18 protein-coding genes and 1 tRNA gene are annotated in these 20,423 nt (G+C 54.4%); 14 read left to right on the top strand and 5 right to left on the bottom strand.

The features are described 5' to 3' along the window. Positions 1–154 precede the first annotated feature (154 nt). Both AC5JPW_RS10405 and hpxK read left to right on the top strand, forming a co-directional pair. Positions 155–1,393: a pyridoxal-phosphate-dependent aminotransferase family protein gene (locus AC5JPW_RS10405; RefSeq protein ID WP_494240079.1), complete on the top strand. Its 1,239-nt coding sequence runs from the start codon at positions 155–157 to the stop codon at positions 1,391–1,393. Continuing rightward, positions 1,393–2,634: an allantoate amidohydrolase gene (gene hpxK / locus AC5JPW_RS10400; RefSeq protein WP_494240078.1), complete on the top strand. Its 1,242-nt coding sequence runs from the start codon at positions 1,393–1,395 to the stop codon at positions 2,632–2,634. The genes AC5JPW_RS10405 and hpxK overlap by 1 nt, the downstream gene beginning before the upstream one ends. A 102-nt stretch (positions 2,635–2,736) precedes the next feature. On the opposite strand, the gene AC5JPW_RS10395 is transcribed toward hpxK, so the two are convergent. Continuing rightward, positions 2,737–3,507: an amidohydrolase gene (locus AC5JPW_RS10395; protein ID WP_494240077.1), complete on the bottom strand. Its 771-nt coding sequence runs from the start codon at positions 3,505–3,507 to the stop codon at positions 2,737–2,739. A 108-nt stretch (positions 3,508–3,615) separates the two neighbouring features. Further along, complete coding sequence (gene fadE / locus AC5JPW_RS10390) at positions 3,616–6,060, bottom strand: acyl-CoA dehydrogenase FadE (protein ID WP_494240076.1); 2,445 nt, start codon at positions 6,058–6,060, stop codon at positions 3,616–3,618. Positions 6,061–6,306: 246 nt separating this feature from the next. Here fadE and lpcA point away from each other — a divergent pair, with 246 nt between their 5' ends. Further along, entirely contained in the window at positions 6,307–6,888 is a 582-nt protein-coding gene (gene lpcA / locus AC5JPW_RS10385; RefSeq protein ID WP_494240074.1) for a D-sedoheptulose 7-phosphate isomerase, read from the top strand. A 149-nt stretch (positions 6,889–7,037) separates the two neighbouring features. Further along, a complete protein-coding gene (locus tag AC5JPW_RS10380; RefSeq protein ID WP_494240073.1) occupies positions 7,038–7,805 on the top strand; it encodes a class II glutamine amidotransferase in 768 nt (255 codons plus the stop codon). Here AC5JPW_RS10380 and dpaA read toward each other — a convergent pair. Then, on the bottom strand, positions 7,776–8,513 hold the full coding sequence (gene dpaA, locus AC5JPW_RS10375) for a peptidoglycan meso-diaminopimelic acid protein amidase (protein WP_494240071.1): 738 nt from the start codon (positions 8,511–8,513) through the stop codon (positions 7,776–7,778). The genes AC5JPW_RS10380 and dpaA overlap by 30 nt on opposite strands. A gap of 308 nt (positions 8,514–8,821) precedes the next feature. On the opposite strand from dpaA, the gene dinB reads away from it, so the two are divergent. From dinB to prfH, 4 genes are all read left to right on the top strand, one after another. Continuing rightward, complete coding sequence (dinB, locus tag AC5JPW_RS10370) at positions 8,822–9,877, top strand: DNA polymerase IV (protein WP_494240070.1); 1,056 nt, start codon at positions 8,822–8,824, stop codon at positions 9,875–9,877. A gap of 2 nt (positions 9,878–9,879) precedes the next feature. Beyond that, positions 9,880–10,359, top strand: a complete 480-nt coding sequence (locus tag AC5JPW_RS10365; protein ID WP_494240068.1) for a GNAT family N-acetyltransferase — start codon at positions 9,880–9,882, stop codon at positions 10,357–10,359. Between the two features lie 158 nt (positions 10,360–10,517). After that, positions 10,518–11,657, top strand: a complete 1,140-nt coding sequence (locus tag AC5JPW_RS10360; RefSeq protein ID WP_494240067.1) for an RNA ligase RtcB family protein — start codon at positions 10,518–10,520, stop codon at positions 11,655–11,657. Further along, positions 11,654–12,268, top strand: coding sequence for a peptide chain release factor H (gene prfH, locus AC5JPW_RS10355; RefSeq protein WP_494240065.1), 615 nt, complete (start codon positions 11,654–11,656; stop codon positions 12,266–12,268). The genes AC5JPW_RS10360 and prfH overlap by 4 nt, the downstream gene beginning before the upstream one ends. 55 nt (positions 12,269–12,323) lie before the next feature. Here the strand turns inward: prfH and pepD are convergent, their stop codons facing one another. Continuing rightward, the gene (pepD, locus tag AC5JPW_RS10350; protein ID WP_494240063.1) at positions 12,324–13,781 is read right to left on the bottom strand and encodes a cytosol nonspecific dipeptidase; all 1,458 of its coding nucleotides are present in this window, start codon (positions 13,779–13,781) and stop codon (positions 12,324–12,326) included. 258 nt (positions 13,782–14,039) lie between these two features. Here pepD and gpt point away from each other — a divergent pair, with 258 nt between their 5' ends. From gpt to crl, 3 genes are all read left to right on the top strand, one after another. Beyond that, on the top strand, positions 14,040–14,498 hold the full coding sequence (gene gpt / locus AC5JPW_RS10345) for a xanthine phosphoribosyltransferase (protein ID WP_494240062.1): 459 nt from the start codon (positions 14,040–14,042) through the stop codon (positions 14,496–14,498). A 105-nt stretch (positions 14,499–14,603) separates the two neighbouring features. Further along, entirely contained in the window at positions 14,604–15,848 is a 1,245-nt protein-coding gene (gene frsA, locus AC5JPW_RS10340; protein WP_494240060.1) for an esterase FrsA, read from the top strand. A 70-nt stretch (positions 15,849–15,918) separates the two neighbouring features. Next, positions 15,919–16,317 (top strand): sigma factor-binding protein Crl, encoded by a 399-nt coding sequence (crl, locus tag AC5JPW_RS10335; RefSeq protein WP_494240058.1) that lies wholly within the window; start codon positions 15,919–15,921, stop codon positions 16,315–16,317. A 68-nt stretch (positions 16,318–16,385) separates the two neighbouring features. Here the strand turns inward: crl and AC5JPW_RS10330 are convergent, their stop codons facing one another. Beyond that, positions 16,386–17,474 (bottom strand): porin, encoded by a 1,089-nt coding sequence (locus tag AC5JPW_RS10330; RefSeq protein WP_494240056.1) that lies wholly within the window; start codon positions 17,472–17,474, stop codon positions 16,386–16,388. A gap of 298 nt (positions 17,475–17,772) precedes the next feature. Between AC5JPW_RS10330 and proB the strand changes: the two genes are divergently transcribed. The 3 genes from proB (at position 17,773) to AC5JPW_RS10315 (ending at position 20,332) form a co-directional block, all read left to right on the top strand. Further along, a complete protein-coding gene (gene proB / locus AC5JPW_RS10325) occupies positions 17,773–18,876 on the top strand; it encodes a glutamate 5-kinase (protein WP_494240054.1) in 1,104 nt (367 codons plus the stop codon). Positions 18,877–18,887: 11 nt separating this feature from the next. Beyond that, complete coding sequence (gene proA / locus AC5JPW_RS10320; protein ID WP_494240053.1) at positions 18,888–20,141, top strand: glutamate-5-semialdehyde dehydrogenase; 1,254 nt, start codon at positions 18,888–18,890, stop codon at positions 20,139–20,141. Positions 20,142–20,256: 115 nt separating this feature from the next. Further along, positions 20,257–20,332 (top strand) — tRNA-Thr (locus AC5JPW_RS10315). Positions 20,333–20,423 lie beyond the last annotated feature (91 nt).

Below are 20,423 nucleotides of genomic sequence, written 5' to 3'. Positions count from 1 at the left end.
AAAATATGTGGCGTAATAAGTACGAAAAAAGAGCAATTTCCTCTGGCTGCCGTGCTGGCATCAGCCATGAGCGTGTGGCACATTAGTTGCAGAAAATATACTAACGAATCTTTTGTTTCACAAATATCGCTTTTGTCTACCACAGGACACGCCCATGTTTGATGCTCAGCAATGTTTGCAAATTAATCCGCCACACCGCCTGCTGATGGGGCCTGGTCCCATTAATGCCGACCCGCGCGTCCTGCGTGCTATGGCGAGCCAACTGGTGGGGCAGTATGACCCGGTGATGACCGGCTACATGAATGAAGTGATGTCCCTCTACCGGGGCGTGTTTCGCACCGAAAACCACTGGACCATGCTGGTGGATGGCACCTCCCGCGCCGGGATCGAGGCCGTGCTGGTCTCTGCTATTCGTCCGGGTGACAAAGTTCTGGTGCCGGTGTTTGGTCGTTTCGGGCATCTGTTGTGCGAAATCGCCCGCCGTTGCCGCGCCGAAGTGCATACCATTGAAGTACCTTGGGGTGAAGTTTTTACCCCGGATCAGATTGAAGATGCCATCAAGCGGGTGAAACCGCGCCTGCTGCTTACCGTACAGGGCGACACCTCCACGACGTTGTTACAACCGCTGGAGCAACTCGGTGAGATTTGCCGCCGTCACGGCGTGCTGTTTTATACCGATGCCACCGCGTCACTGGGCGGCAACGTGCTGGAAACCGACGCCTGGGGGCTGGATGCCGTTTCCGCCGGGTTGCAAAAATGCCTCGGTGGCCCCTCCGGTAGTTCCCCCATCACCCTCAGTCCACAAATGGAAGAGGTCATTCGCGCGCGTAAATGCGTGGAGCAGGGGATCCGTACCGACACCCACCACGATGGCGATGACGAGATGATCTACTCCAACTATTTCGATCTTGGCATGGTGATGGACTACTGGGGGCCGGAGCGCCTGAACCACCATACTGAAGCCACCAGCATGCTGTTTGCTGCCCGTGAATGCGCCCGCATTATGCTTGAAGAGGGGATGGATGCGCTGATTGCACGTCATGAGCTGCACGGTCGCGCCATGCTGGCGGGCATCCAGGGCATGGGGCTGGACGTGTTCGGTGACATTCGCCACAAAATGAATAACGTGCTCGGCGTGGTGATCCCGTCTGTTGTTCACGGCGAAGAGGTACGTAAGCGCCTGCTGGATGATTTCCATATCGAGATCGGCACCTCCTTTGGCCCACTGCAGGGCAAAATCTGGCGTATCGGCACTATGGGCTATAACGCCCGTAAAGACTGCGTGCTGCAAACCCTGACCGCGCTGGAAGCGGTGCTCAATCGGCTTGGTTTCCGTACCGTACAGGGTGAAGGGATGCAGGCGGCGTGGAACGTCTATGAAGGGGCGGTGTGATGATGACGGCCGATGAGGCTGATCGCGCCGCACGCCGGGTGATGGCGCGTTGCGATGCGCTGGCGCAGATCAGTGAAACACCGGGTCAACTGACCCGGGTGTACCTCTCCCCGGAGCACATGCGTGCCAACGTGCTGGTTGCTCAATGGATGCAGGAAGCCGGTATGCTCACCTGGCAGGATGCGGTAGGCAATATCTGCGGTCGCTATGAAGCCGCCCGTGAGGGGGCTCCGGCAGTGCTGCTGGGGTCGCACCTCGATACCGTGCGGGATGCCGGGCGTTACGACGGCATGCTCGGCGTACTGACCGCCATCGAAGTGGTCGACAGTTTGCATCGTCAGGGGCTACAAGGTGACCAGGCGGTGGAAATCGTCGGTTTTGCCGATGAAGAAGGCACGCGTTTTAACATTACTCTGTTGGGGAGTCGTGGGTTAACCGGCAGCTGGCCTTCAGACTGGCTGGAGTGTGAAGATGCGCAGGGTGTGAGCGTGGCGCAGGCGATGGTGAATGTGGGGCTGGACCCGGCACGGCTTGCGCTGGCTGAGCGAAAAAAAGCGGACTTCTCTGCCTATCTTGAGCTGCACATTGAACAGGGGCCGGTACTGGAACAGGCCGATTTACCCCTCGGCGTGGTTACTGCTATCAACGGTGCGCGCAGGCTGACCTGTCGCTTTACCGGAGAGGCCGGGCATGCGGGTACGGTACCAATGAGCCATCGTCGGGATGCCCTGACCGCCGCAGCGCAGTGGATAACCTTCGTGGAACAACAGACGCATAAGTCAGGCCCTGAGCAGGTGGCGACCGTCGGGACACTGCAGTGTGAGCCGGGGGCGGTGAACGTGATTCCGGGCTCGGTGACACTGACGCTGGATATCCGCAGTCCCAATGATGAACAGCGCGAAGCGTTGCTGACAACGTTGCTGGATGAAGCCGGGCGCATTGCTGCTGAGCGCGGGCTGTCATTCAGCCATGATATTTTCTACTCGATTGCGGCGACACCCTGTGATGCAGCATTGCGCGATGTGCTGGCTGACGCGGTCAGCGAAGTACAGGGCAGGGCGCTGTTGCTGCCAAGCGGCGCCGGTCATGATGCCATTGCGATTGCTGAACGCTGGCCGTCGGCGATGCTGTTTGTGCGCTGCGACAGGGGGATCAGTCATCACCCGGCTGAAAGCGTGCTGGCGGAGGATGTGGCGCAGGCGCTGCGGGCGTACAGTGCAGCGCTCCGCAAGCTGATTTAGTAGGGTGCGGTTCCCCTCACCTCAGACCGCTCAAAACGGTTCCCTCGCCCTTTTGGGGAGAGGGTTAGGGTGAGGGGAACAGTCTGGAACAGCGTTAAACACTCAATCCAATGTAAACGGATCGGCGTCCTGCCAGGCGGGGAACTTCTCGCGATACTCTTTTAGCGCGGTCAGCGACAGCTCTGCATCAATGCGCGTGGCCTGATGCGGCTCGGCCGTCGCAATCACTTCACCCTGCGGGTTAATCACCCGGCTGTCACCGCGATAATGATGGCCATTACCATCGGTACCGACGCGGTTACACCCTGCCACATAGGCCAGGTTTTCAATTGCACGCGCCACCAGCAGCGACTGCCAGTGCAGCGAACGCGGTGCAGGCCAGTTCGCCACATACAGCGCCAGATCGTAATCATCGCGGTTACGTGACCAGACCGGGAAGCGCAGGTCGTAACAGACCAGCGGCAAAATTCGCCAGCCGCGCCATTCAAACACCACGCGCTCGTGACCTGCTTCGTAGTGATGATGTTCATCGGCCATGCGGAACAGATGGCGTTTATCGTAGAAATGGACCTGCCCTTCCGGCTCAACCAGCAGGAAGCGGTTGACCGGGCCGCGTTCGGTTTGCAGCGCAGCACTGCCCGCAATCAACGCGTTCGTCTGTTTGGCTTTGCTCTGCATCCAGGCCACCACATCTTGCTGGGGCAGCGACTGCTTTGCCGCTTCCATGGCAAAGCCAGTGGTGAACATTTCCGGCAGGATGATGACATCACGCCCGGTAACCTCTTCCAGTTGACGGTCGAAGTGGCGCAAGTTCGCTGGGCCGTCCATCCAGACCAGCGGTTGTTGTAGCAGCGTTAATTTTAAACCCGGCACGATTAAGCTCTCCTGAAACAGCATTTTTACACTGTAGCACGAGAAAAAGAGATGTTGTGGGAATAAAAAGCCCCGCACGAGGCGGGGCAAGGTCTCCCGAAGTGTGCGTTACGCGGCTTGCGGCTTACGCACTTTTTCTGCTGGCTTTACCGGCTGTGTCGCCAGTTCCTCCGGCTCGAAATCATCCACATTGATGCTACGCAGGCGGCTGATTTCGGCTTTATGCAGAATGTCGGCTTCGTCCTGATTAATGAGCCCGCCCGCCAGCGCTTCTTTCGCCAGTTCGTCCAGGCGTGTAAACGGCAGGTTTTTACCCAGCTCTTTACAAATGCGCTGATGAATCGGGTCGGCGGCGATCACATCCAGCAGCGCCTCTTCCAGCAGGCCAACCGGGTTATGTTCGCTCGGCGTCAGATACTGACCACGACCAATACGTGAACGAGTAGCACACGGCGTTTGCAGAATTTTCGCCACCTGATGGTCCAGGTTATCAGACGGGGCAAAGTAGTGACGCCCGGTCGGGAAAATCACCACCCGCAGCAGGCCTGCTACGATGCGGTTCGGGAAGTTCACCAGCAGGTCGTCCATTGCCTGTTCTGCTTTGTAGAGCGCATCCTGCACGCCCCAGTGCACCAGTGGCAGGTCCATCTCATTGCGGCCTTCATCGTCATAGCGTTTCAGCACTGCGGAGGCGAGGAAGGTCTGACTCAGAATGTCGCCCAGGCGCGCTGAGATACGTTCGCGACGCTTCAGGCTACCGCCCAGTACCGCCATCGATACATCTGACAGCAGCGCAAGGTTCGCACTCAGGCGGTTCAGGTGCTGGTAGTAGCGTTTGGTGGCGTCGTTCGTTGGTGTCGCGCTGGTCAGCCCGTGAGTCAGGCCAAGCCAGAAGCTGCGCATTTTATTGCTGCCGACGTGACCGATATGTTTGAACAATAGTTTGTCGAAAGCATCTGCATCATTGTTCTGCGCGGCAGCCATCTCCTCGAGCACATACGGATGGCAACGGATCGCCCCCTGGCCGAAGATCATCATGCTGCGGGTCAGGATGTTGGCCCCTTCAACGGTGATGGCAATTGGCGAACCCTGATACGCACGGGCGAGGAAGTTGCTGTCGCCGAGCATAATGCCTTTACCGCCTGCGATATCCATCGCGTCGATGATGGACTGCTGCCCACGGTGGGTACAGTGGTATTTCACGATTGCGGAGAGCACGGCAGGTTTTTCACCCAGCATGATGCCGTAGGTGATCAGTGCCGCAGCAGCGTCCATCACATAGGCGTTACCGCCGATACGTGCCAGTGGCTCTTCAATCCCTTCCATCTTGCCGATAGCTACTTTGAACTGGCGACGGATATGGGCGTAAGCACCAATTCCCAGCGCGACAGATTTCAGGCCGCCCGTTGAGTTGGATGGCAATGTAATGCCGCGACCGACGGACAGACACTCTACCAGCATGCGCCAGCCCTGACCGGCCATTTTCGGACCACCGATGATGTAATCAATCGGTACGAAGATATCTTCACCGCGCGTCGGACCGTTCTGGAACGGCACGTTAAGCGGGAAGTGGCGACGGCCAATTTCCACACCCGGTGTGCTGGTGGGGATGAGCGCGCAGGTAATGCCGAGATCTTCTTCACCGCCCAGCAGGTTATCCGGGTCGGAGAGTTTAAAGGCCAGACCCAGCACGGTGGCGATTGGGGCAAGCGTAATGTATCGCTTGTTCCAGGTCAGGCGCATACCCAACACCTGCTCACCCTGCCAGTCGCCCATGCAGACGATGCCGGTATCCGGAATTGCGCCCGCATCTGAACCCGCTTCCGGGCTGGTCAGGGCAAAGCAAGGGATTTCCAGCCCACGCGCCAGACGCGGCAGATAATGGTTTTTTTGCTCTTCAGTGCCGTAGTGTTGCAGCAATTCGCCCGGCCCTAAGGAGTTGGGGACACCTACGGTAATCGCCAGAATGCCGGAGACACCGGAGAGTTTTTGCAGTACGCGAGACTGGGCATATGCGGAGAATTCCAGGCCGCCGTACTCTTTTTTGATGATCATCGCGAAGAAGCGGTGCTCTTTCAGGAAGGCCCACAGTTCCGGTGGTAAATCGGCCATCTCATGCGTGATCTGGAAGTCATTTGCCATACGGCAGGCTTCTTCCACCGGGCCATCAATAAAGGCCTGCTCTTCAGCCGTCAGGCGCGGTTGCGGGTAGTTATGCAGTTTTTTCCAGTCCGGATTACCCCGGAACAGGTCGCCTTCCCACCAGGTGGTGCCTGCGTCGATCGCTTCTTTCTCGGTGCGGGACATTGGCGGCATCACCTTGCGGAAACCACGGAAGACCGGTACGGAAATCAGCGATTTGCGCATGGGTACGACGTTAAACGGAACGAGGATAATGGCCAGCGGCACCAGTACCCAGATAGACCACAGGCCGGAGGCGCCGAGAAGGGCAGTCCATGCCAGCAGGATTGCGCTGCTGAGCAGCAGACTGACCCGGTGGTAGAAAAGGACACCGAGAAGAACGATTGTTGCGAGAAGACTCAAAATCATCATAGAGAAAAGCTCCCTGGCTTGTAGGAGGTCTGACCACTTGTGATGATATCGTTTTAGTGGATGTCATTTCTTTTAGCAATGTGTTTACAAAATAATTACAACCTGGTTCACATTGTTGGGGTGAATTGTGGCACGAAAAACGAAAACACCGGGTGATATGTATGGCTTTGGCTTCTCCCTGCTGATCCTATCCGGTAAACTGCGCTCGAGAATTTACATTCATACTGCTTACTGAAGGATATCCTCATGTACCAGGATCTGATTCGTAACGAATTAAACGAAGCCGCAGAGACGCTGGCTAACTTCCTCAAAGACGACGCCAATATTCATACCATTCAGCGTGCAGCGGTCTTGCTGGCAGACAGTTTCAAAGCGGGTGGCAAAGTGCTCTCTTGTGGTAACGGCGGCTCGCATTGCGATGCGATGCACTTCGCAGAAGAGTTAACTGGTCGCTACCGTGAAAACCGCCCGGGCTACCCAGGCATTGCGATTTCTGACGTCAGCCACCTTTCCTGTGTGAGCAACGACTTCGGTTACGATCACGTCTTCTCGCGTTACATCGAAGCAGTAGGCCGTGAAGGTGACGTAGTGCTGGGGATTTCCACTTCCGGCAACTCGGCGAACGTCATCAAAGCCATTGAAGCTGCGCGCGCTAAGGGCATGAAAGTTATCACCCTGACCGGTAAAGATGGCGGCAAAATGGCCGGGACTGCGGATGTTGAGATCCGTGTGCCGCATTTCGGTTATGCTGACCGTATCCAGGAAATTCACATCAAAGTGATTCATATCTTGATTCTGCTTATCGAAAAAGAGATGGCAAAAGCCTAAGAAGGCTATTTTATTTGCCATTTTGAACCTGGGCAGTGCTCAAAATCCTCACGTACTCCGTGTACGCTCCGGTTTTTGCGCGCTGTCCGTGTCCAGGCTGGCTGCAACAATTACGCCTTCTTTTTTGTCAGGCGTTGTGGGGGTGTTGTATGTGCGAACTGCTCGGGATGAGCGCCAATGTGCCGACCGATATTTGCTTCAGTTTCACCGGGCTGGTTCAGCGTGGTGGAGGCACTGGGCCGCATAAAGACGGCTGGGGAATTACCTTTTACGAAGGCAAAGGCTGTCGTACGTTTAAAGACCCGCAACCCAGCTTTAACTCTCCCATTGCCCGCCTTGTGCAGGAATACCCGATCAAATCCTGTTCCGTCGTCGCTCATATTCGCCAGGCGAACCGGGGCGAAGTGGCGCTGGAAAATACCCATCCGTTTACCCGTGAGCTGTGGGGCCGCAACTGGACCTACGCCCATAACGGACAACTGACGGGCTATAAAACGCTGCAGACCGGGAATTTCCGCCCGATTGGCGAAACCGACAGTGAGAAAGCGTTCTGCTGGCTGCTGGACAAGCTGACGACGCGCTATCCACGCACGCCAGGCAATATGGAAGCGGTGTTTAAATACATTGCGACACTGGCGACGGAGTTGCGTGAGAAGGGCGTGTTTAACATGCTGCTGTCGGACGGGCGCTACGTGATGGCGTTCTGCTCGACCAACCTGTTCTGGATTACTCGCCGGGCACCGTTTGGCGTGGCGACGTTACTGGATCAGGATGTTGAAATTGATTTTCAGCGGGAAACCACACCGAATGATGTGGTCACCGTGATTGCCACGCAACCGCTGACAGGCAATGAAACCTGGCAAAAGATCATGCCAGGCGAATGGGCGTTATTTTGCCTCGGGGAGCGTGTAGTTTGACGCCAGTTGCGGGTGAACAACTTCGTGGCTCAGCGGTTTGCTGACCACGTAGTTCCCGTCGACAACGGAGACTACCGGCGGCTTACGCGTCTGTTCGAAGAAGTCATATCCCGGCTTAAGCTGCTGCCAGAAGTTCGCGAAGGTCGAATATTTGTGGCGCTGCATATTTGCATCGGTCATACGGAACGGGTAAATGCTTAACTGAACCGTTGGCTGGCCAAACACCAGGGCTGCCGTCACGAACTGGAAAATCTCATCAATTTGTGAATCCGTCATCGCGTAGCAGCCAATAGAGACGCACGCGCCGTGGATCATCAGATATTTCCCTTCATAACCATGAGCACGGTCAAAGGCGTTCGGGAAGCCGATATTAATGGCTTTGTAGAAACGGCTGTCCGGCTTGAGCTGGCTACGTTGAACGGAATAGAACCCTTCCGGACTTTTGAAATCACCCTGACGCTGTTTTGGCCCAAGGCCGCCGGAGTAATTACAAATTTTGTAGCTGTTCAGTAGCTGGTACTGCTCGCCCATTTTGACGTAAAGATCAAGGGTGCGCTCTTCTTTGAAGATCTGGATGTAAACCGGCGACCCCATCAACTGCTGCTTATATTCTTTGCTGATCGGCGTTGTTGAGCCGTTGCTGGATAAACCAGCAAACGAGACGCACGGCATCAGAAGCATCGCAAGAAAAAATGCGATTTTGCGCATACTGCTTGTTTCCTTGATAAAGCGGATACCACATTGCCAGGACGGCAAAAAGAGTCCCCAAAAATCAGAATAATCCGGTTTGGGCGCGCCCACATTAGCATCACGGTAGTTTTTCGCAAGCCCGGAACGTGGAGTTTTCACATTACTTTTTTCGCCACGATCCCCCCGCTAATGATTGTCAGATGAAAACCCCTGAAATAACAACACTACTGGCTGTTTTTTACACGAATGTGGCAGGTTTTTTCGGTAACTTATCATTTCCAATAAAAGATGCTGTATACTTATCCAGTGTTTTAGAGGGCGAGCCTATGCGCAAAATCATACATGTCGATATGGACTGCTTTTTCGCGGCGGTAGAGATGCGCGACAACCCCGCCCTGCGCGATATTCCTATCGCCATTGGCGGCAGTCGGGTCAAGCGTGGGGTGATCAGCACGGCCAATTATCCGGCACGAAAATTTGGCGTGCGCAGTGCCATGCCGACCGCGATGGCGTTAAAACTCTGCCCGCACCTCACCTTGTTACCGGGGCGTTTTGACGCTTATAAAGAAGCCTCTAACCAGATTCGCGATATCTTTTCCCGCTACACCACCCTTATTGAACCACTGTCGCTGGATGAAGCCTATCTCGACGTGACTGACAGCCCGCAGTGCCACGGCTCCGCCACCCTGATGGCTGAAGAGATCCGCGCAACTATTTTCCGTGAAACGCAACTGACGGCCTCTGCGGGAATCGCACCCATCAAGTTTCTCGCCAAAATCGCCTCTGATCTGAACAAGCCTGATGGGCAGTATGTGATTACTCCCGCCGACGTTCCGGCCTTTATCCGCACGTTGCCCCTCAGCAAGATTCCGGGTGTCGGCAAGGTGTCGGCAGCAAAACTGGAAACGCTCGGCCTGCGTACCTGCGAAGATGTGCAAAACAGCGACCTGGCGATGCTACTCAAGCGGTTTGGTAAGTTTGGCCGGGTGTTATGGGAACGCAGCCAGGGAATTGATGAGCGGCAGATCAGCAGCGAAAGACTGCGTAAATCCGTCGGTGTCGAACGCACCTTGCTGGACGATATTCACCAGTGGGACGAGTGTGAAGCGATCATCGAGAATCTCTATGAGGAACTTGAACGGCGGCTGCTGAAAGTGAAACCCGATTTGCTGATTGCCCGGCAGGGGGTGAAGCTGAAATTTGCTGATTTTCAGCTCACCACCCAGGAGCACATCTGGCCGCGTCTGAACAAAGCCGATCTCCTGGCGACGGCGCGCAAAGCCTGGGATGAAAGACGCAGCGGCCGTGGGGTACGCTTAGTGGGGCTGCACGTGACGCTGCTCGATCCACAACTGGAGCGACAATTGGTTTTGGGACTATAAAAATGCTGGAAATCAGAAAATATAAAGAGAGTGACTTCGAATACCTGTGTGAAATATTTCTGCGCGCGGTCATTGAAACTGCCAGTCAGGATTATTCCCCGCGCCAGATTGCCGCCTGGGCGCAAATCGATGCGTCGCGCTGGCAGCATAAATTAACCCATTCAACGGTTTTGGTCGCGGTCATTAATGACCAACCGGTGGGGTTTATTACCGCGATTGAACGGTATATCGATTTGCTGTTTGTCTCGCCGGAATATATCCATCGTGGTGTCGCCAGTACATTATTTGATGCGCTTGTTGTACAGCTTCCGGCCGGGATGATAACCGTCGATGCCAGTATTACCGCGAGGCCTTTTTTTGAGCGCCATGGGTTTCAGGTTTTGCAGCAACAATCGGTTGAGTCACGCGGCGTGCGGTTTGTGAATTATCACATGGCACTGAAAAGGTCGACAAAATTACCTTGCAATGAAAATAGTGGCTGATTACTATACGCGCACTTTCCACATATTTGACTGCAAAGGGGGTTTATCATGAAAACATATTTTAATAACTCAATTTGCAGACCTTTCCAGGATTAACTTCTTTTTCCTCTGATTGTGTCTGCCACATCCTTATTTAAATTTTTAAGATGGATTGGTATATGGGCACTCATGTTCATTATCTCTCTGACGCGGTTTCTTATATTGCGTCGGACGATTTATGGGTCGAAGGTTTAGCGACTCAACAATTACTCACCACCGCTAATTTACCCGGCATGCATCGTGTCGTGGGAATGCCGGATTTACATCCTGGTCGCGGTTACCCCATTGGTGCTGCATTTTTCTCACTCGGTCGTTTTTACCCGGCGCTGGTCGGCAATGACATTGGCTGCGGTATGGCGCTGTGGCAAACGGACATCCTGCGCCGCAAATATAACGCCGATAAGCTCGAAAAGCGGCTGGCGGCGTTAGATGACCATGCTGACGATGTGTGGCTGGCGGAGCATCTTCCCGAAAGCCACGCCCAGCACGCCTGGCGGAGCGCGCTGGGGTCGATAGGTGGCGGTAACCACTTTGCTGAATTACAGCAGACTGATGAGGTTTTCGATGCCGCTTGTTTTCAACAAGCCGGACTGAATACTGACAGCCTCCAGCTTCTGGTTCACAGCGGTTCCCGTGGGCTGGGACAGGCGATTTTGCAACAGCATATCACTGCGTTTTCCCACTCGGGTCTGGCAGAAGAAAGTGAAGAAGCGTTGCGTTATCTGGCTGAGCATAACGATGCCCTGGCGTTTGCCAGAGTGAACAGACAACTGATTGCCATGCGCATTTTGCAGCAGATTCGCGCTGACGGTGAAGCGGTACTGGGCATTGCACACAACTTCGTTGAGCCCTGCAACATCAGTGGAGAATCAGGCTGGTTACACCGTAAAGGGGCTACACCGGATGGCTGTGGCCTGGTGGTCATCCCTGGTTCCAGAGGCGATTACAGCTGGCTGGTGCAGCCGGTGGTGAGCGAAGAGACACTGCATTCGCTGGCGCACGGCGCAGGGCGAAAATGGATGCGCACTGAGTGCAAAGGGCGGCTTTCTGGCAAGTTCAGCCCACAGCAACTGGCGCGTACTGAGCTTGGCAGTCGGGTGATTTGCCGTGATAAGCAGCTGATCTACGAAGAAGCTCCCCAGGCCTATAAGTCAGCCGAAAGCGTGCTTAACTGCCTGATGGACGCCGGGCTGGTGATGCCGGTTGCGCGTCTGCGCCCGGTATTAACGCTCAAAACCAGTGGAGGGAAGTCCGCATGATGTTATTGCAACTCTCAGCAGCTCAGGGGCCGGACGAGTGCTGCCTGGCAGTGAAAAAAACGCTGGATCAGTTGATCATCGAAGCCGCAAAAATGCAGGTGGCGTTGACGCTGGTGGAGACGGAAGAGGGCGCACGTGCTGGCACATTGCGTTCCGCGCTGGTCTCACTCGAAGGTAACCATGCAATGGCGCTGAGTGAGCGCTGGAATGGCACCGTGCAGTGGATTTGTGCCAGCCCCTGGCGTGCGAATCATGGGCGTAAAAACTGGTATGTGGGCATCGGGTGTTTTGCGGCTCAGGAGCAGGATATCTCCGGGGAGATTCGTTTCGAGGCGTTGCGATCCTCCGGGCCTGGCGGGCAGCACGTCAATAAAACGGATTCGGCCGTGCGTGCGACCCATCTGGCAAGCGGGATTAGCGTAAAAGTGCAGTCGGAGCGTAGTCAGCATGCTAACAAGCGACTGGCAAAACTGTTGATTGCCTGGCGGCTGGAGCATATGCGTCAGGAGGGGGATGCGGCCTCAAAGGCGGAGCGGCGGATGTTCCATCATCAGATTGAACGTGGAAATCCGGTGCGAACGTTCACAGGCATGGCGTTCAGGGAAAGATAGTCAGAGGTAACAAAGCCGGATGGTGATTAACAACACCATCCGGCGATTCAGCGTATTACTTCGCCGGAATGGATTTCAGCAGCTCAGTCAGCAGCGTCCAGTACTGTCCTACGCTTTCGATATGAACCTGTTCATCCGGAGAGTGTGGACCGGTGATGGTCGGCCCAATAGAGACCATGTCCATGTCCGGGTACGGTTTTTTGAACAGACCACATTCCAGACCGGCATGAATGATCTGGATGTTCGGCGTCTTGTTAAACAGACGCTGATAGGTCTCGCGCACCAGGTGCATAACCGGGGAGTTTGCATCCGGCTGCCAGCCTGGATAGCCGCCCTTCGGTGCGGTTTTCGCGCCCGCCAGGTGACCCAGAGATTCCAGCATGCTCACCACGTAATCTTTGCCGCTGTCGATAAGCGAACGGATCAGGCAGATGATTTCTACATTGTCGTCCTGCATGGTGACCACGCCAACGTTCAGGGAGGTTTCCACCACGCCTTTCGCCACGTCAGAATTGCGGATAACACCGTTCGGGGTAGCGTTCAGCAACTGAATGAATGCATCACGGGACGTAGAGGTCAGCGCCTGTTTGTCACTGGACACGCTCTCCAGCAGGACCACCAGGTTCTTCTCTTTAATTTCCAGCTCGTTTTTCAGGATGCCCTGGTAAGTCGCTGCCAGCGTTTTCAGCTGTTCTGCTTTGTCAGCCGGAACGGTGACGGTCGCGAACGCTTCACGCGGGATGGCGTTACGCAGCGTACCGCCGTTGAAATCGACCAGTTGCAGGTTCAGTTCTGCGGCATGGCCGACCAGGAAACGAGCCAGCAGTTTGTTGGCGTTGCCGAGACCTAAGTGAATGTCGCCGCCGGAGTGGCCGCCTTTCAGCCCTTTCAGCGTCAGCTTGAAGGTCTGAGTGCCTGCCGCAATGGCTTCACGGGAAAGTGGCAGGGTGGTGATGAAGTCGATACCCCCGGCGCAACCCATGTAGATCTCGCCTTCTTCTTCGGAGTCGGTATTGATCAGGATATCAGCCTGCAGCCAGTTAGCCTGGAGACCAAATGCGCCGTCCATACCGGCTTCTTCGGTCATGGTCAGCAGCACTTCCAGCGGGCCGTGTTCAACGCTGTCGTCAGCCAGAACCGCCAGTGCGGACGCCATACCGATGCCGTTATCTGCACCCAGCGTGGTGCCACGAGCTTTCACCCATTCGCCATCAATATAGGGCTGAATCGGGTCTTTGGTGAAGTCATGCACGGTGTCGTTGTTTTTCTGCGGCACCATGTCGAGGTGCGCCTGCAGAACTACCGGTTTGCGGTTTTCCATCCCTGCAGTTGCGGCTTTGCGCAGCAAAATATTGCCGACCTGATCGCGCTCTGCATGCAAGCCTTTTTCTTTCGCCCAACTCATCACATGCTCAGCAAGCTGCTCTTCATGGTAAGACGGGTGGGGGATAGAACAGATTTTGGCAAAAATGTCCCACAGTGGCTGTGGCGACAGTTGAGACAGTTCAGACACGATGCGTCTCCTTCGAGAGACCTGCGAAAGATACCTTACAGGTCATGGGGTTAAATAAACGGACATCACAAGACGGGCTTGCGAGATGGCCCTGAGAATACCACTTTATTCCCCTCCTGTTAGTACGCGTCGCGTAAAAAGCCCCATAGATACCGGGTAGCACTGGTTTTTAGTGCGTCAGATCTCTATAATCTCGCGCAACCTATTTCCCCGTAGAACACTTTTTAAGCCGTAGATACACAGGCTGGGACACTTCACATGAGCGAAAAATACGTCGTCACCTGGGACATGTTGCAGATTCACGCACGCAAACTGGCAAATCGCCTGATGCCGTCTGAGCAATGGAAAGGCATTATCGCCGTCAGCCGTGGCGGTCTGGTACCGGGGGCGTTACTGGCTCGCGAATTGGGTATTCGTCATGTTGATACCGTTTGCATCTCCAGCTATGACCACGACAACCAGCGTGAGATGAAAGTCCTCAAACGCGCCGAAGGCGACGGTGAAGGCTTTATTGTGATTGACGACCTGGTGGATACCGGCGGTACTGCAGTCGCTATCCGCGAAATGTACCCAAAAGCGCATTTTGTGACCATTTTTGCGAAGCCGGCGGGTCGCCCGCTGGTTGATGATTATGTGATTGATATCCCGCAGGATACCTGGATTGAGCAACCGTGGGACATGGGCGTCGTCTTCGTACCGCCGATTTCCTCACGCTAATCACATCTTTGTTATCTCCAACGCCTGGCTTTGCCGGGCGTTGTTCTTTTTAGCGCATGCCGGGTTACAATAGCTGCCAGGACGTTCATCATGGAGGCTGCGTACATGGCACAAGCTAACCTCAGCGAAACTTTGTTTAAACCGCGTTTTAAGCACCCGGAAACGTCGACGCTGGTGCGCCGTTTTAATTCGGGTACAAAAGCACACATCGATTCCACGCTGGATGGCAGTAATGCCCCGCAGTGGTATCGCATGATCAACCGCTTGATGTGGGTGTGGCGTGGTGTTGACCCCCGAGAGATCATGGATGTGCAATCCCGCATTGTGATGAGCGAGGCTGAACGCACCAGCCCGGAACTTTACGACACGGTCGTGGGGTATCGCGGTGGCAACTGGATCTACGAATGGTCTACCCAGGCCATGTTGTGGCAGCAAAAAGCGAACCAGGAACAAGACCCAGCGCTGAGTGGGCGCCATTGGCTGCATGCTTCTAATCTCTACAGCATTGCGGCGTATCCGCATATAAAGGGCGATGTGCTGGCCGATCAGGCTCAGGCGCTGGCAAATCGCGCTTATGAAGAGGCTGCGCAGCGTTTGCCGGGAAAAATGCGTGAGATGGAATTTGCGATTCCAGGCGGCTCATCGGTCGTCGGCTTCTTGCATATGCCTGAAGGAGAGGGGCCGTTCCCTACTATTCTGATGTGTGGTGGTCTGGATCATCTGCAAAGCGATTACTACACCCTGTATGAACGCTATTTTGCTCCGCAGGGGATTGCGATGCTGACGCTCGACATGCCCTCCGTGGGATTCTCTTCCAAGTGGAAACTGACCCAGGACTCCAGCCTGCTTCATCAACATGTCTTACAAGCGTTGCCCAATATTCCGTGGGTCGATCATACCCGTGTGGCGGCCTTTGGTTTCCGTTTTGGCGCCAACGTGGCGGTGCGCCTGGGCTACCTCGAATCACCGAGGCTGAAAGCTGTTGCCTGTCTGGGGCCGGTGGTACACGCGCTGATGGCGAATCCGCAGCAACTGGGGCACATTCCTGAGATGTACATGGATGTGCTCGCCAGCCGCCTCGGTATGCACGATGCGTCAGATGAAGCACTGCATGTTGAGCTTAACCGTTACTCGCTGAAAACTCAGGGGCTACTGGGCCGTCGTTGTCCCACTCCTATGCTCTCGGGTTTCTGGAAAGATGATCCGTTCAGCCCAGAGGAAGAGTCGCGATTAATCACCTCGTCATCTTCGGAAGGTAAATTGCTGGAGATCCCGTTTAATCCGGTTTACCGCAATTTTGATAAAGCGTTGCGCGATATCACGGCGTGGATCAGTAATAGATTCCGTTAATTGATTAGGTTAATAGATTGCTAATTTCTATTGGTTTGGTAAAACAGTTGCATCACAAAAGGAGATCGCAATGACGTTACCGAGTGGACATCCGAAGAGCAGACTCATTAAAAAGTTTACCGCGCTTGGCCCTTATATTCGGGAAGAGCAGTGTGCAGACAATCGCTTTTTTTTCGATTGCCTGGCCGTATGCGTCAATGTAAAGCCAGCACCTGAGAAGCGTGAGTTTTGGGGCTGGTGGATGGAGATGGAAGCACAGGAAGACCGCTTTACCTACAGTTATCATTTTGGACTGTTCGATAAAGAAGGGGAATGGAAGCCAACGGCGATTAAAGATTCAGAAGTGACTGACAGACTGGAATACACGCTGCGGGATTTTCATGGCCGTGCGCGTGACCTGCTTGCCACCCTGGAACTGAAACTGGAGCCTGCAGATAACTTCGCTGATGAAATTAAGCTCACTGCCTGAATCGCGTTACAAGATGATTCAAACAAAAACGCCCTTCAATGAAGGGCGTTTTTTTATGCAGGCAAGACTTAGAACTGGTAAGTCACGCCAACAGCAACGATGTCGTCGGTGCTGATTTTTGCTTTGGTGGTGAAGTCAGACTTGTCAATCTGGTTGATTTTGTAATCGACCATGGCAGAGAAGTTTTTGTTGAAGTAGTAAGTCGCACCTACGTCAATGTATTTAACCAGATCCTGGTCGCCGTAACCTTCGAGGTCTTTACCTTTGGTCATGACATAGCCGAGGGACGGACGCAGACCGAAGTCGAACTGGTACTGAGCAACCGCTTCAAAGTTCTGTGCTTTGTTAGCAAAGCCCAGAGTGGATACTGGAGTCATGTTCAGAGACTCGGCATACATCAGAGCAAGGTAGAGGTTGTTTGCATCATATTTAACGCTGGTCGCCCAGGCCTCTGCGTTTTTGCTGTCCTGAGCCAGTGCCAGTCCTTCCTGAGCAACAGTACGGTCAGAGTTAGCATAAGCGCCGGTAACAGTTACCGGGCTGCCGCCAAAGTTGTAAGACAGAGAGGTACCGTAACCGTCACCGTTCTGTTTCATGATGTTGCTGGCAGAGGTACGACCCTGCTCGTTTTTACCCTGATATTGCAGGGCAAAGTTCAGGCCTTCAACTGCACCGAAGAAGTCAGTGTTACGGTAAGTAGCAAGACCAGTGGTACGCTTGGCCATGAAGTTGTCGGTACGACCCAGTGAGTCACCACCGAATTCCGGGAACATATCGGTTGCTGCTTCTGCATCGTACAGAATACCGAGGTTACGACCGTAGTCGACAGAACCGTAAGTTTTCACTTTCAGGCCAGCGAACGCCAGACGCGTTTTGAAGGAGTTTGCGTTACCTTCTTCATTGTTGCCAGCGAATTCGCCTTCCCAACGACCGAAACCGGTCAGTTGATCGTTGATCTGCGTTTCACCTTTGAAGCCCAGACGAACGTAGGTTTTATCGACGTTGTTGGAATCATCTTCGCTGATATAACGCATGGCTTTGATTTTGCCATACAGGTCAACTTTGTTACCGTTTTTGTTGTAGATTTCCGCTGCGTGTGAAGATGCAGAAACAACGCCAACGCCAATCATCATTAATGCCAAAGTAGTTTTTTTCATTATGTTTCCTGATTTATTTTTAATTAACGCGCTTCGATTCACCGAGCGTCACCGCTCACTTGAAAAATTCAGGTGAGGTTGTAACGTCTGCGAATTAAAGTTTTATGACAATTCTTATTTATTTTTTAGAAATCGTGTTTTACATCTTATGTAATAAAAACGTCAAGTTTTGTAAGTAGACTTTCTGATTGGCTTCAAGGATTTTCTTAAGTTGTGAAAACTCACAGTTGGAAGTTGACGCTGATCCTGTTACAAAGGCTGTTTACTTTTTTTCTTACACGTTGAACGGCAGAGAATCATGAGTGACAGCCAGACGCTGGTCGTGAAATTAGGCACCAGTGTGTTAACAGGTGGCTCACGCCGCCTGAACCGCGCCCACATTGTTGAACTGGTTCGCCAGTGCGCACAACAACACGCCGCAGGGCACCGCATTGTTATCGTTACGTCTGGCGCTATTGCTGCCGGGCGCGAGCACCTGGGTTACCCGGAACTGCCCGCTACCATTGCCTCGAAACAACTCTTAGCTGCCGTTGGGCAAAGCCGCCTGATTCAACTGTGGGAACAACTTTTTTCTATTTACGGCATCCATATTGGGCAAATGCTGCTGACTCGCGCCGACATGGAAGACCGGGAAAGGTTCCTCAACGCCCGCGACACCTTACGTGCGCTTCTCGACAACAATATTGTTCCTGTTATCAATGAAAACGACGCTGTCGCTACGGCTGAAATCAAAGTTGGTGACAACGACAACCTTTCTGCATTGGCCGCGATTCTGGCCGGTGCCGACAAATTGCTGTTGCTGACCGATCAGCCGGGGCTTTTCACGGCCGATCCGCGTAATAATCCAGACGCTGAACTGATCAAAGACGTTTACGGCATCGACGATGCTCTGCGCGCCATTGCGGGCGACAGCGTCTCTGGCCTCGGCACGGGCGGAATGGGCACTAAGCTGCAGGCCGCTGACGTCGCCTGTCGTGCGGGCATTGAAACGGTGATTGCAGCGGGTAGCAAACCTGGCGTGATTGGCGACGTGATGGAAGGCACGCCCGTCGGAACCCGTTTCCACCCTCAGGCTTCTCCGCTGGAGAATCGTAAGCGCTGGATCTTTGGTGCGCCGCCAGCAGGTGAGATTACCGTGGATGAAGGGGCAACCGCCGCGATTCTGGAACGCGGAAGCTCATTGTTACCTAAAGGGATTAAAAACGTGACAGGCAACTTCTCCCGTGGTGAAGTTATCCGTATTCGTAATCTCGAAGGTCGCGATATCGCCCACGGCGTCACCCGTTATAACAGTGACGCGCTGCGCCGTATTGCGGGTCATCACTCGCAGCAGATCGATTCCATCCTCGGCTATGAATATGGCCCGGTGGCTGTGCACCGTGATGACATGATCATCCGTTAAGGAGCAGAAGTATGCTGGAACAAATGGGCATTGCTGCCAAAGCAGCGTCGTACAAACTGGCGTTGCTCTCCAGCCGCGAAAAAAACCGCGTGCTGGAAAAAATTGCCGACTATCTGGAAGCCCAGACCGAAGAGATCCTGCTGGCGAACGAGCAGGACGTGCTGGAAGCTCGCCGTAACGGCTTGAGCGAAGCGATGCTCGATCGCCTGGCCCTAACCCCGGCGCGTTTAAAAGCGATTGCGGACGACGTTCGCCAGGTCTGTAAACTCGCTGACCCGGTAGGGCAGGTGATGGATGGCGGTCTGCTGGACAGCGGACTGCGCATCGAACGTCGCCGCGTGCCACTGGGCGTGATTGGCGTGATTTATGAAGCCCGCCCGAACGTCACCGTAGATGTTGCCTCTTTATGCCTGAAAACCGGCAACGCCGCGATTCTGCGCGGTGGCAAAGAGACCTGGCGGACCAACGCCGCCACGGTGAAAGTGATTCAGCAGGCGCTCGAAGAGTGCGGCCTGCCAGCCGGTGCGGTGCAGGCTATTGAAAGCCCGGATCGTGCGCTGGTCAACGAAATGCTGCGCATGGACAAATACATCGACATGCTGATCCCGCGTGGTGGCGCTGGCCTGCACAAGCTGTGCCGCGAACAGTCCACCATTCCGGTGATCACTGGTGGCATCGGCGTGTGTCATATCTTCATGGATGATTCCGCTGAGTTCGCCCCGGCGCTGAAAATCATCGTCAATGCCAAGACCCAGCGTCCGAGCACTTGTAACACCGTGGAAACGCTGCTGGTGCATCAGAGCATTGCAGATACCTTCCTGCCCGCGCTGAGTAAGCAGATGGCGGAAAGCGGTGTGACGCTGCATGCGGACGCACAGTCGCTGATGACGCTGCAATCCGGCCCGGCAGCAGTTGTGCCGGTCAAAGCGGAAGAGTACGACGACGAGTTTTTGTCGCTGGACTTGAATGTGAAGATTGTGGCCGATCTTGATGATGCCATCGCCCACATTCGCGCGCACGGCACCCAGCACTCAGATGCCATCCTGACGCGTACGCTGCGCAATGCGGACCGCTTTATTAACGAGGTGGATTCGTCTGCCGTGTACGTTAACGCCTCCACACGCTTCACCGACGGCGGCCAGTTTGGCCTCGGCGCGGAAGTGGCCGTGAGCACGCAGAAGCTGCACGCACGTGGCCCGATGGGCCTCGAAGCCCTGACCACCTACAAATGGATTGGCTTCGGCGACGATACCATTCGTGCCTAAATAACTGCAGGGTGATGCAAAAGTAGCCGTTTGATTCTCAAGGGCATTGACGCATCACCCTGTTAGATCTAACCTTTTGCCCCGTGGTTCACAACGTGAATCCGTCCCTCTCAGGGCCGATATAGCTCAGTTGGTAGAGCAGCGCATTCGTAATGCGAAGGTCGGAGGTTCGACTCCTCTTATCGGCACCATCCCCTAGTTTTCTCAAGTCAACTAACATCAATAAAACCCTTTAAAAACATAGTGGTTTACCTGTTTTTAGTCATTTGACGTCAACCTCTA

The organism is Phytobacter sp., from assembly GCF_059074235.1.
Note: the sequence above shows the minus strand (reverse complement) of the source record. Positions and strands in the feature narration are given on the sequence as shown.

Coding starts and splice junctions, on each gene's coding strand:
- frsA (WP_494240060.1), top strand. CDS start 14,604: ATGGCACAAGCTAACCTCAGCGAAACTTTGTTTAAACCGCGTTTTAAG.
- AC5JPW_RS10330 (WP_494240056.1), bottom strand. CDS start 17,474: ATGAAAAAAACTACTTTGGCATTAATGATGATTGGCGTTGGCGTTGTT.
- dpaA (WP_494240071.1), bottom strand. CDS start 8,513: ATGCGCAAAATCGCATTTTTTCTTGCGATGCTTCTGATGCCGTGCGTC.
- fadE (WP_494240076.1), bottom strand. CDS start 6,060: ATGATGATTTTGAGTCTTCTCGCAACAATCGTTCTTCTCGGTGTCCTT.
- hpxK (WP_494240078.1), top strand. CDS start 1,393: ATGATGACGGCCGATGAGGCTGATCGCGCCGCACGCCGGGTGATGGCG.
- AC5JPW_RS10360 (WP_494240067.1), top strand. CDS start 10,518: ATGGGCACTCATGTTCATTATCTCTCTGACGCGGTTTCTTATATTGCG.
- proB (WP_494240054.1), top strand. CDS start 17,773: ATGAGTGACAGCCAGACGCTGGTCGTGAAATTAGGCACCAGTGTGTTA.
- AC5JPW_RS10405 (WP_494240079.1), top strand. CDS start 155: ATGTTTGATGCTCAGCAATGTTTGCAAATTAATCCGCCACACCGCCTG.
- lpcA (WP_494240074.1), top strand. CDS start 6,307: ATGTACCAGGATCTGATTCGTAACGAATTAAACGAAGCCGCAGAGACG.
- AC5JPW_RS10380 (WP_494240073.1), top strand. CDS start 7,038: ATGTGCGAACTGCTCGGGATGAGCGCCAATGTGCCGACCGATATTTGC.
- dinB (WP_494240070.1), top strand. CDS start 8,822: ATGCGCAAAATCATACATGTCGATATGGACTGCTTTTTCGCGGCGGTA.
- AC5JPW_RS10365 (WP_494240068.1), top strand. CDS start 9,880: ATGCTGGAAATCAGAAAATATAAAGAGAGTGACTTCGAATACCTGTGT.
- proA (WP_494240053.1), top strand. CDS start 18,888: ATGCTGGAACAAATGGGCATTGCTGCCAAAGCAGCGTCGTACAAACTG.
- gpt (WP_494240062.1), top strand. CDS start 14,040: ATGAGCGAAAAATACGTCGTCACCTGGGACATGTTGCAGATTCACGCA.
- crl (WP_494240058.1), top strand. CDS start 15,919: ATGACGTTACCGAGTGGACATCCGAAGAGCAGACTCATTAAAAAGTTT.
- prfH (WP_494240065.1), top strand. CDS start 11,654: ATGATGTTATTGCAACTCTCAGCAGCTCAGGGGCCGGACGAGTGCTGC.